The organism is Nocardiopsis sp. NPDC055824 (assembly GCF_053616335.1).
The window spans coordinates 1-11003 of sequence record NZ_JBSHDN010000207.1 but is presented as its reverse complement, the minus strand read 5'-3'; the positions used below and the strand labels follow the sequence as shown (position 1 = coordinate 11003).

The following is an 11003-nucleotide window of genomic DNA, read 5'->3' as shown; positions in this document are numbered from 1 at the left end:
GACGAGGGGCGCCGGTCCGCGGACCGGCGCCCCTCCGCGTGCCCGGGCCGGGTGCCCCCGGAAGTGAATCTACGTCGTAAAGGCGCCGCATGGACAAGCGCCCCGTCCGGTGAGGGGACGAGCACCGGACCGACATCCCCACAGGGCCGCCGCCTCCGGGCGTGAGCCGCGTTAGAGTTGCGGCGACCCGGTCCCGCGTCCCGCCGCGAGACCCGCCGCCCCCATGGAAAGCGGAAGCAATGACCACGACGTCCGGACATCCCGCACGCTCTGGCCCCGCCGACCCGCCCCCGGCCGCCGATCCCCAGGACACCGGGGAGACCGACGCGGTCTCCGCCCAGGACGCCGCCGACGTGTGCGACCAGGCCCAGGACCTCGCCGAGAACGGCCACCTCAAGCGCGCCGCCAAGCTCTACCGCAGAGCCGTCGCCGCTGACCCGCACCCGCGGGTGCTCGCCCGAGCCCTGCTGGGCCTGGCCGTGGTCGAGGATCAGCGGGGGGACCTCCCCGCCTCCCGTGAGGCCGCCCGCGGGGCGGTGGCCACCGGCGACCCCCGGTACGCCCCGCGCGCCGCCTACCACCTCGGCCTGTCCCTCGAACAGGAGGGCGAGCACGTCGAGGCCGAGGGCGTCTGGCGCAGGCTCGTCGACCTGGGGGACCCCTCCTACGCCGCCGTGGCCCACTACGGTCTGGCGAGGTCGGCGGAGGACCGCGGGGACCCCGGAGCGGCCGAGGAGCACTGGGAGGCGGCCCTTCGCCTTCCGCGCGGCTCCGCCCCGCTCGGCCGCCTGCACGCGGCCACCGTCGTCGAGGCGGCCAGGGACCTGGCGGGCCGCCTGCTCGGCCGGGGGCTGCCGGGCGCCGCCTCCGCGGCCGTCGAGCGGGGGCTCTCGGTCGCGGACGACCCCGGCCTGCGCCTGCTGCGCGCGGCGGCCCACCTCGAACACGCCATCGCCGACGTCGGCGCGATCGTCGACCCGGGCGAGGGGGAGCGGGACGCGCCCGCCCCGGACGCGGGGACCTCGGCCTCGGCGGTGGAACTCCTCGCCGGGCTGCTCGCCCTGCGCGGGGAGCCCGACGGCGCCGAGCGGGTCTGGCGCGCGGGCCTGGGGGACGGGGACCCGGAGACCGCGCACGAGGTGCGCCGTCGGCTGCGCCGGGGGTTCGCCGCCCCGGAGGACGAGGGGGCGGGCCCGTGGTGGGAGCCCTACCTGGAGGAGGCCGCGGCGACGGCCACCGCCCCGGCGCTGGCGGGGGAGCTGTTCGCCGTCATCACCCGGATGCACGCGCTGCTGGCGCTCCCGGTGGTGGAGGGGGAGTCGCGCGCCGACGCGCTGCGCGCCGCCATGGAGCAGGCCCTGCGCACCCCGAGCGGCCTGGTGTGGGGCGCCGACGTGCACGCCGACTTCCGGAGCCGGCTGCGGGAGGCGATGGGGGGAGAGGACGTCCTGCCCGAGGGCTGGCCCGACCTGTGACACGGAACCGCCCGGGGCTCGTCGCCTTCCGGGCGGGTGTGCGTCGGCCGGGGACCGCGCCGGCGGTGGCCCGGGGCCGGCGGCGGGCGGTGTCGCCCGCTTCCGGTGCGTGGGCGGGGCGGGTCCCTGGCCGTGTTCCCCGGTGTGCGGGGTCAGGCGGCCACGCGGGGCCGGTGCGGGGCGACAACCGCCCCGTCGGGCAGCAGTTCGCCGGTGTCGTCGAAAAGGACGACCCCGTTGCAGAGCAGGCTCCATCCCTGTTCAGGGTGGCTGGAGACGACCCGTGCGGCTTCGCGGTCGGTGTCCTCGAAGGACGGGCAGGCGGGTTGGTGGCTGCACATGGGACAGGCCTTTCGTTCCAGAAGAGCTCGTCGTTGAGCTGACGCCAACTTTAGTGGCTCACATCACATGCTTGCTCTGGTTTAGGCCCACCGCAGTGGTCCCGGTGTCGTCGTCCGCTCTCACACGGTGAGATACCCGCAGGCAGGCAATGGTTCCGGTGTGTCCGGCTCCGGCCAGAACGGTTTCAGTATCCGCCGCGCGTTCGGCGTGCCGCTGGACGGCTGCGCATCCCCGCCCCGGCGAGCCCGCCGCGCTGGAAGGCCCGCACCAGCTCCCCGCCGAGGTTGACCCCGGCGCCCAGCGCCAGGCCCACCATGACCGCCTCCACCACGCTGAGCAGGCCCGACACCGCCGTTCCCTGGGTGATCTCGATCAGTCCCCGGTACAGGATGCTGCCCGGGAGCAGCGGCGCGATCGACGGGACCAGGTACGGCAGGACCGGGCGTCTCGTGCGTCTGGCGAGCCAGTGCCCCACGACGCCCACCGCGACGGCGCCGGCCATCGTGCCCACGACCGGCGGCACGTCCAGGAGCGAGCGCAGACCCGCGTAGATCACCCAGATCATGACGCCCAGGGCCCCGATCGTCGGGAGCATCCGGGGCGGGACCGCCAGCGAGATCGCGAACGCCATCGCGATCCCCGCCGCGCCGATCAGGACGGGGACCTCCAGGGAGGTGCCCGCCGAGGGCAGGCTGTCGAGGTCGACCGGCACGCCCAGGCGGATCGCCGTGTAGGCCACGGCGCCCACCCCCGACACGATCGCGCCCAGGATGAAGAAGGTCTCCAGGAGGCGCGCCGCGGACGACACGTAGCTGCCGCTGATGCCGTCCTGGAGGCTGGACACCAGGGGCCGTCCGGGGAGCAGGGCCATGATGTTGCCGGTGATGATCGCCGCGGCCTGCAGTCCCAGGTCCAGCGTGGTGCTCACCCAGAGCAGGGCCACGCCGATGGTCGCCGCGACCACCGCAGCCGCGGCCATCTGGTAGAACTCGGCGACGCCGCGCCGGGCCAGGAACACCGCGGTCCGGTCGCCCAGCACGGTGGCGAGGAACGCGGCGGCGGCCACGACCAGGCCGCCGCCCATCATCACACTGGCACTGGAGGCGATCAGGCCGAACCCGAACACGATCACCCAGTTCGGGTACGGCATGCGGGCACGCCGGATCTGGGACAGCCGGGCGGTGGCGTCCTCCAGTTCCAGCAGCCCCAGCGCGGCCTGCTGCACCAGGGTGTGCAGCTCGTTGACGCGGAAGTAGTCCAGGGAGCGCCGGCGCACGACCCGTTCGCCGGTGACGGGCGGCTGGTCGCCGCCCGGGTGGGTGGACAGGGTGATCGTGGTGAAGGTGACCGACACCTCGGACCGGGGCAGTTCGAAGGCGACCGAGAGGCTGAGCATCGACTCGCTGACGGCCTCCGTGCCCTCGCCACTGGCCAGCATGAGCTCGCCGACGCGCAGGACCAGGTCCATGGCCCTCGCGTCGGGCAGGTTGACGGCCTCGTTGTCGTCGAGGCCGTCCGGGGTCAGTTCCCGTTCGTGTTCCGCCCGCCAGTCCCGCATCCTGCTGAGCAGGCGGTCCTCGCTCGGGGGGACCGGTCGCTCCCGCTTGCTTGGCATCCCTGTTCTCCGTTCCCTCCCCGCCTGTACCCCGTGGTGGTCGGCGCGTCGATCACAACCCCAGAGGGGACGCAGTCCGGACGTGTCGGGTTCGCCTGGAACAGGAGCGGGCGCCGGTGAGTTCGATCACCGGCTCATCCTGTCAAGGCGGGATGGACTCCGACAGCGACGCGCCGGGGCCCGCGGGGCGGGTGGCCCGGTGCCGCGGCGCGCCCGGACGGCACCGTGCCTCAGCCGTCCCCGTCGGGCCGTCCGGGCCTGACGAGTCCGTGTTCGTAGGCGTAGACCACGGCCTGTACGCGGTCCCGCAGTCCCAGTTTGGTGAGGATGCTGCCCACGTGCGACTTGACGGTCGTCTCGCCCAGGACGAGGTGGGCGGCGATCTCGGCGTTTGACCAGCCGCGCGCCACCAGCCGCAGGACCTCGTGCTCGCGGGCGGTCAGGGCCGCGGCCGGGGCCTCGTCCCCGGCCGCGGGGGGCAGCAGCGGCGTGAAGCGGTCCAGGAGGCGGCGCAGGACCGGTGGGGCCACGACCGCGGCGCCGCTCGCGACCACCTCCACGGCGGTCACGAGATCGGCGGGCGGGGAGTCCTTGAGGAGGAACCCGGTCGCGCCGGCGCGCAGGATCTCCACCACGTACTCGTCCAGGTCGAAGGTGGTCAGTGCCAGGACCCGCACGCTGTGTCCCAGCGGCTGGGCCCAGGACGTGATCCGGCGGGTGGCCTCGACCCCGTCCATGCCCGCCATGCGGATGTCCATGAGGACGACGTCGGGGACCAGGGTCCGGGCGGCCCGCACCGCCTCGCGGCCGTCGGAGGCCTCCCCGACGACCGACAGGTGCGGGGCGGACTCCAGGATCATGCGGAAACCGGCGCGGACGAGGGGCTGGTCGTCGACCAGCAGTACAGAGACGGGCACACGGCCGATTGTGCCTCATCGGGGGGCTTGTCCGGTCCCCGCCGTCCGGGGCGCGGCGGGCGGGGCCGGGCCGCGGCCGGTCAGGCGGTGGGCAGCGGCGGCGGGGTGCCGCCGAACTCGGGGCACAGGGCCTGGTGCTCGCACCAGCCGCACAGCTTGCTCTTGCGGGGCGCCCACACGCCGGTCCGTCCGGCCTCCTCGATCCGGGCCCAGATGCCGGAGATCTCCTCCTCCGCGGCCCGGAGCTCGTCCTCGGTCGGGTCGTACCAGCGCACGGCCCCGTCGCCGCCCAGGTAGACGAGCTGGAGGCGGGTGGGGACGACGCCGAGGTCGCGCCAGATCATCACGGCGTAGAAGAAGATCTGGAAGCGGGCCTTGTCCTCGAACCTGGGGTGCGGGGACTTGCCGGTCTTGTAGTCCACGATCCGGATCTGTCCGGTCGGGGTGACGTCGAGGCGGTCGACGTAGCCGCGCAGTTTGAGCCCGGTGGGCAGGGCCACGTCCAGGCGCATCTCGCGGTCGCGGGGCTCCAGGGCCGTCGGGTTCTCCAGGTCGAAGTAGCGGCGCACCAGGTCGCGGGCGGACTCCAACCAGGTGTCGCGCTCCGCCTCGTCGGCGAAGAGCTCATCGACCTCGGGCTTCTTCTCGCGCAGAGCGGTCCACTGCGGGTCGACGAGGGCGGCGGCGTTGTGCGGGGTGCGCGACTCCGCGGGGAGTTCGTAGAGGCGTTCGAGGCAGGCGTGGACCAGGGTGCCGCGCAGCGCCGCCGCGCTGGGAGCCTCCGGGAGCCGGTCGATGGTGCGGAACCGGAACAGCAGGGGGCACTGGAGGAAGTCGGAGGCACGCGAGGGCGAGAGGGCGGACGGAAGGGGCGCGGTGGTCATGGGACGAGCCTATGAGAAGGTCGCGACAGGCCGGGCGCGGTAGCCCCGTACCCTGGGGACGTGACCACCGGTAGTGAGCCCTCCGCGCCCAGAACCCGCGACCGCGCCAAGAGCAAGGGGCTGCTCCTGGGCCGCCCCTTCGGGATTCCCGTGTACGTGACGCCGTCGTGGTTGATCGTGGCGGTGCTGATCACCCTCGTCTACGGGGGGATCGTCGAGGGGCGGCTCGCGCTGGGGCCCGCCTCGTACCTGTTGGCGTTCGTCTTCGCGGTCCTGCTGTACGCCTCCGTCCTGGTGCACGAGCTCGCGCACTCGGTGGTGGCGCGCATGTACGGGCTGCCGGTGCGGCGGATCGTGCTGTACGTGCTGGGCGGGGTCTCCGAGATCGAGCGGGAGGCGCCCACCCCGGGGCGGGAGTTCTGGATCGCATTCTCGGGTCCGCTGTTCTCCCTGATCCTGGCCGCGGGCGCCTTCGGCCTGTACCAGTTCGCCGACCCGTTCAGCGTGGTGGGCGAGCTGCTGTTCCAGCTGTGGATCGCCAACTTCCTGGTGGGCGTGTTCAACCTGTTGCCCGGGCTGCCCCTGGACGGCGGCCGGCTGCTGCGCGCCGGGGTGTGGAAGGCGACCGGCAGGCAGGTCGCGGGGAGTGTGGCGGCGGCCTGGGGCGGCCGGGGGCTGGCCCTGGTGGTGGTGGCGATCCCGTTCGTCCTGGCGTGGTCGTCCGGCGGGCGGTTGAGCCCGTGGGCGGTGGTGTGGGGCCTGCTCCTGGGCGGGTTCATGTGGATGGGCGCCACCGACGCCCTGCGGGCGGCCCGGGTGCGCGAGCGGGTGCCCGGCCTGAGCGCGCGCGACCTGGCCCGGCCGGCGGTGCGGGTGCCGTCCGACACCCCGCTGGCCGAGGCGCAGGGGAGGGCGCGCGAGGCGGGGGTCGTGGAGATCGTCGTGACCGACGCCGACGGCACCCCGACGTCGATCGTGCACCCGGCCTCGGCCGCGGCTATCGCGGAGGGGCGCCGGGCCCGGGTACCGGTGTCGAGTGTGGCGCGGGCGGTGACGGACTCCTCCCTGGTGCCGGTGGACCTGAGGGGCGAGGAGCTGCTCGACGCGCTGACCGGGCACCAGCTGCCGGAGTACCTGGTGGTGGACGAGGCGGGGGGCGGGGTGTTCGGCGTGCTGCGCGCTGCCGACGTCAACGCGGCGATGTCCGGCCGGGCCTGACGCGGCGGACGGCCACGCCGGCGCCGGGCTGCCGCTGAGCGCTCCCGGGGCAGGCCGCGGCGGCCGACGGTTCCGATGCGGATCACGGGTACCCCCCGCCGCTCCCCGCCCCCTGACCAGGGGCCCCGATACCGGTCATGAGCGACGTGAGCCGGCGGTCCAGGTCGTCGACGCATCCGGCCCGGGGCCCCCGGTACCCGCGCCTGAACCTCCGCACCCGTCCGATCACCCGCTCGGAGTCGAAGCGCACCCCCGTGGCGAGCGCCTCCCGCGCCAGGCGGAACGCCTCGTCCACGTCGCCGGCCTCGGCGTGCGCCGAGGCCAGCTCGACCTGGAGGACCGCCGCCTGCTTGGCGTTGGCGGCCTTCTGGGCGAGGGCCTCCGCGAAGGCCTCGCGGGCCTCGTGCGGGCTCCGCAGGCGCACCCCGACCAGGGCGCGGTAGCCGGCGACCTTGGCCTGGTCGAAGGCGAACACCCACGGCCAGGGCGGGTCGGTGTTGGTCGTGCGGGCGGCCTCCTTCTCCGCCCTGCCGATGGCGCGGGAGGCGGCGGCCCCGTCGCCGGTGCCCGCGTGCGCGAGGGCGCCCACGCAGGCGAGCCAGGCGCGGGCCGTGGGGTGCGCGGAGGGGCCCAGGACGTGCTCGGCCTCCCGCACCAGTCCCAGGCCCAGTTCGGGGTCCTCCGCCGTGTCGATCTCGAAGGCGGCCAGGGACCCCAGCATGTACACGTCGAGCAGGCGCATCCCGGCCTGGCGGGCCCGGACGACCGCCGTGCGGTAGTGGACCCGGGCCGAGCCCATGTCGCCCAGGTCGGCGTGGAGCCAGGCGGCGAACCCGGCGGCCTCGCTGGCCGCCGCGCTGAGCGCCGGGCGGAAGGGCGTCCCGCGCGAGTGCGCGAGCATCTGCTCGGCCAGCTGCACATGCGTCACGGCGCTGGGCAGCAGGTGGCGGGCGGGGGCGGACGCGTCCATGCGGCGCTGGCCGCCGGTGATGGAGCGCAGCGCGGACGCGGTGGTCTCGTCGACCGGGTGGGGCGCCTGCGAAGGCGGGGGAGCGGCGGGGGCGGCGGTGAGAAGGGCCCCGGCGGCGACCGCCTTCCCGAACTCGCGTCGTCTCGTGGTGTCCACCTCCTTCTGGACGGGTCCGACCGGCGGCGGGGCGCCTCCGAAGCGGAGCAGGTGCAGCGGGACGTCCAGGCGCTGGGCGAGGTCCTGGACCTGGCTGACCGTCAGGGCCTGCTGTCCGTTGACCACCCGGGAGACCCAGCTCTGGGAATAGGCGACCGCGCGGGCGAGGTCTCCCTGGGACCATCCGCGCGCAGTGCGCACGCCTTCGAGAACTGTGGCCATGTCGCAGGTCGCCAGCGCGTTCGCCATGCGGGGCCGCGACCACAGGTCCGGTGGCAGAACACCGTCGGGTTGGGGCATGAGCTTAGATTAGGGATTCCGGCCGCCCTGGGTGGCTATGTGTGAAAAAGAAGGTGCGATGCGTGATCCGCATAGAGACGCCCCGTACCGGGGCCGATGCGGGAGAGTGCAAGAGTCGTTGGTCCCGGCAGGCATCCGGGAGGAAAGGGAGGCACCCCGTGACCGTGGAGACCCCGCCGGCGGGCAGCCCGAGTCTGCGGTGGGAACCCGCCGCGGCTGATCCGGCGGACCGCGTGGACCCCGCCGGTCTGGCCCTGCGGGTCCTGGCCGCCGAACTGCGCTCACACGGCGTGGAGGTGCGCGAGGACGGGGATTCCGGAACGGTCGACGCCGGCCCCAGCGCCCGCCCCCAGCGCGCGCTGCTCAGACCGCACAGGGGCGACCTCTGGTGGTGGATGCGCTGGCCGGCCCAGGTGGATGTGCATCCCGCCCTGTCTGGGGTCCCCATCTCCCCCGCCACCCGGACCTCCGACGCCGCCAGGCGGATCGTGGGCGCCCTGTCCATGACCGTCGGCGACGCCTGAACAGGCGCGGGTCCCCCTCCGCGCCTCCCCGGGCGTGAGCGGTGCCCGCGCCCGGGAGGCGGGCGGGGCCGGGTTCCCCCGAAACCCGGTCTCCCTCCGCGCGGGGTCCTGCCCGGTCCCGCCCGCCCACCCGTTCGACCCCCCCGTGCGCGGGCCGTCCGCCGCCCGGCCCCCTCCGTCCCGGTGTCCGGCGGGCGGCCCGCGCCTTACCTCCGGCGCACCCGGTCCGTCCGCGTCGTCCCGGCCCCCAGGCGTACGGCGCGGCCGTCCGCCGCGCTCTTCACCGAGGACCTCTTCGCCACCGGCAACGACGACGACAACCGGGCCGCCGTGCTCGGGGCGGCCGCCGAGGACCTGGCCCTGGCGGGGGTGGCGGTCCACGGACCCAGGGGCGACGTCGACAAGGTGCTCAAGGGGCTGCGCCCGCACCCCTGAGGGGCCCGGTGCGGGAGCCGCCCGGATGCCACCGGGGAGACCGCGGGCCGCCGCCCGGCGGGGACGGGACGGCGGCCGGGGCTCAGACCGTCCCGGGCTCTGCCGCCGCCAGCGCGGCGCCGACGATCCCGGCGGTGTTGCGCAGGGCCGCGGGGACGATGGGGGTGCGGATGTCCACATGGGGGAGGAACTTCTCCGACTTGCGGCTCACCCCGCCGCCGACCACGATCAGGTCCGGCCAGAGCAGGTCCTCGACCACCCGGTAGTAGCGGTGCAGGCGCTGGGTCGCCCACTCGTGGTAGGAGAGGTCCTCGCGCTCCTTGGCGCCGGAGGAGGCCCGCGTCTCCGCGTCGTACCCGTCGATCTCCAGGTGCCCGAACTCGGTGTTGGGCACGAGTTTGCCGTCCACCACCAGGGCGGAGCCGATGCCGGTGCCCAGGGTGGTCATCAGCACCACGCCCGGCACCCCCTTGGCGGCGCCGTAGCGGCTCTCCGCGACCGCCGCGGCGTCGGCGTCGTTGAGGACCCGCACCGGTCGGCCGGTCGCCTCGGTGAACAGGGTCCGCGCGTCGGTGCCCACCCAGCTCTTGGGCAGGTTGGCGGAGGTGCGCACGACCCCGCCCTGCACCACCCCTGGGAAGGTGATGCCCAGCGGCGCCTGCGAGACCTCGGGGAAGTGCGCGGCGATCTTGCCGACGATCTCCGCGATCGCCGCGGGGTCGGCGTGGCGGGGCGTGAGGACCTTCATCCGCTCCCGGAGGAACTCCCCGGCGACCAGGTCGACAGGGGCGCCCTTGATGCCGCTGCCCCCGATGTCGATCCCCAGTGCCGTGTTCGGCTGTGACATGGGTCGTCGCCTCCCGTGTTCCTCGTGTGGTGGATGGGCGTCGTCGCGGTCCCGCGGTGTCGATACTGCCCCGGAGGCGGGGTGTTCGCACGTTCGGCCCCGGCGGGAGCCGCCCGTTTCCGGACTTGTGCCCGGACCGCTACGACCGTCCGTAGTCGGTTCGGGCCGCCTCCGGCCGTTCGCCACGGTATCGGGGGGCCGATACCCTGGGCGACTGCCCTGACTCAACCAATTGCGACGTGGGAAGACGAGAGCGACGTTGACCGGTATCCATGGCCGCCGCGGCCCCTTCACCGACGGCGACACCGTGCAGTTGACCGACCCCAAGGGTCGCATGCACACGATCACCCTGCGCGAAGGCAGCACCTTCCACTCCCACAAGGGCAAGGTCGAACACGACGAGCTCATCGGACAGCCCGACGGCAGTGTGGTCCGCTCCAACACCGGCACGGCCTACGTGGCGCTGCGCCCGCTGCTGATCGACTACACGCTGTCGATGAAGCGCGGGGCGACCATCGTCTACCCCAAGGACGCGGCCCAGGTCCTGGTCGAGGCGGACATCTTCCCGGGGGCCCGGGTGGTCGAGGCGGGCGCCGGATCGGGAGCCATGTCCAACTGGCTGCTGCGCGCCGTCGGTGAGAACGGCATGGTGCACTCCTACGAGCGTCGCGCCGACTTCGCCGAGATCGCCCGCAAGAACGTGGAGAGGTTCTACGGCGGCCCGCACCCGGCGTGGAAGCTCACCGTCGGCGACCTGGTGGAGGAGCTCGACGAGACCGACGTGGACCGCGTCTTCCTCGACATGCTCGCCCCCTGGGAGTGCCTGGACGCGGTCGCCGGGGCGCTGATCCCCGGCGGACTGCTCTGCTGCTACGTCGCCACCACCACGCAGCTGTCGCGCGTGGTCGAGGGGCTGCGCGAGGACGACCGCTTCTACGAGCCGCGCTCGTGGGAGACCATGCTCCGCACCTGGCACGTGGAGGGGCTGGCGGTGCGCCCGGACCACCGCATGATCGGGCACACCGGGTTCCTGGTGGTGGCCCGCCGCCTCGCCGACGGGGCCGAGGCCCCCGAGCGCCGCCGCCGGCCGGCCAAGGGCGCCTACGGCAAGGACTTCACCGCGGCCCGCGAGCAGGACGGCCGCGGTCCGGCGCAGACGGCTCCCGGTACGGCGCCCGCCGTGGGCGGGGACGCCCCCGCCGAGGCCGGGGTCCCGCAGGCCCCGGAGACCCCCGACGCGGGCCCGGAGGAGCCGGGCACCGCCGGGGAGTAGCGGGAGCGCCCGCCACGCCCCCGAGTCCCACCGCACCGCGCGAGGCC

At 74.5% G+C, this 11003-nt stretch carries 11 protein-coding genes; 5 read left to right on the top strand and 6 right to left on the bottom strand.

Going from position 1 to position 11003, the window contains the following annotated elements:
• The first annotated feature begins 239 nt into the window (after window positions 1-239).
• Complete coding sequence (locus tag ACWGL3_RS27340) at window positions 240-1475, top strand: tetratricopeptide repeat protein (protein WP_267945347.1); 1236 nt, start codon at window positions 240-242, stop codon at window positions 1473-1475.
• Between the two features lie 152 nt (window positions 1476-1627).
• Here ACWGL3_RS27340 and ACWGL3_RS27335 read toward each other — a convergent pair whose 3' ends face one another.
• The 4 genes from ACWGL3_RS27335 to ACWGL3_RS27320 all read right to left on the bottom strand — a co-directional run bounded on the left by ACWGL3_RS27335 (window position 1628) and on the right by ACWGL3_RS27320 (window position 5233).
• The gene (locus ACWGL3_RS27335) at window positions 1628-1816 is read right to left on the bottom strand and encodes a DUF5999 family protein (RefSeq protein WP_267945346.1); all 189 of its coding nucleotides are present in this window, start codon (window positions 1814-1816) and stop codon (window positions 1628-1630) included.
• A gap of 185 nt (window positions 1817-2001) precedes the next feature.
• Entirely contained in the window at window positions 2002-3432 is a 1431-nt protein-coding gene (locus tag ACWGL3_RS27330; RefSeq protein ID WP_267945345.1) for a threonine/serine exporter family protein, read from the bottom strand.
• Between the two features lie 230 nt (window positions 3433-3662).
• Entirely contained in the window at window positions 3663-4349 is a 687-nt protein-coding gene (locus ACWGL3_RS27325; RefSeq protein WP_267945344.1) for a response regulator, read from the bottom strand.
• 80 nt (window positions 4350-4429) lie between these two features.
• Window positions 4430-5233 (bottom strand): RecB family exonuclease, encoded by an 804-nt coding sequence (locus ACWGL3_RS27320; RefSeq protein WP_267945343.1) that lies wholly within the window; start codon window positions 5231-5233, stop codon window positions 4430-4432.
• 120 nt (window positions 5234-5353) lie between these two features.
• On the opposite strand from ACWGL3_RS27320, the gene ACWGL3_RS27315 reads away from it, so the two are divergent.
• Window positions 5354-6451, top strand: coding sequence for a site-2 protease family protein (locus tag ACWGL3_RS27315; RefSeq protein ID WP_378553819.1), 1098 nt, complete (start codon window positions 5354-5356; stop codon window positions 6449-6451).
• Window positions 6452-6533: 82 nt separating this feature from the next.
• Here the strand turns inward: ACWGL3_RS27315 and ACWGL3_RS27310 are convergent, their stop codons facing one another.
• A complete protein-coding gene (locus ACWGL3_RS27310; RefSeq protein ID WP_267950429.1) occupies window positions 6534-7826 on the bottom strand; it encodes a helix-turn-helix domain-containing protein in 1293 nt (430 codons plus the stop codon).
• A 209-nt stretch (window positions 7827-8035) separates the two neighbouring features.
• Between ACWGL3_RS27310 and ACWGL3_RS27305 the strand changes: the two genes are divergently transcribed.
• On the top strand, window positions 8036-8401 hold the full coding sequence (locus ACWGL3_RS27305; RefSeq protein WP_267945342.1) for a hypothetical protein: 366 nt from the start codon (window positions 8036-8038) through the stop codon (window positions 8399-8401).
• Between the two features lie 183 nt (window positions 8402-8584).
• Window positions 8585-8836 (top strand): DUF2000 family protein, encoded by a 252-nt coding sequence (locus ACWGL3_RS27300; RefSeq protein ID WP_452461953.1) that lies wholly within the window; start codon window positions 8585-8587, stop codon window positions 8834-8836.
• Window positions 8837-8918: 82 nt separating this feature from the next.
• Here the strand turns inward: ACWGL3_RS27300 and ppgK are convergent, their stop codons facing one another.
• A complete protein-coding gene (gene ppgK, locus ACWGL3_RS27295) occupies window positions 8919-9683 on the bottom strand; it encodes a polyphosphate--glucose phosphotransferase (protein ID WP_267945340.1) in 765 nt (254 codons plus the stop codon).
• A gap of 259 nt (window positions 9684-9942) precedes the next feature.
• Between ppgK and ACWGL3_RS27290 the strand changes: the two genes are divergently transcribed.
• Entirely contained in the window at window positions 9943-10956 is a 1014-nt protein-coding gene (locus ACWGL3_RS27290) for a tRNA (adenine-N1)-methyltransferase (RefSeq protein WP_267945339.1), read from the top strand.
• The last annotated feature ends 47 nt before the right edge of the window (window positions 10957-11003 follow it).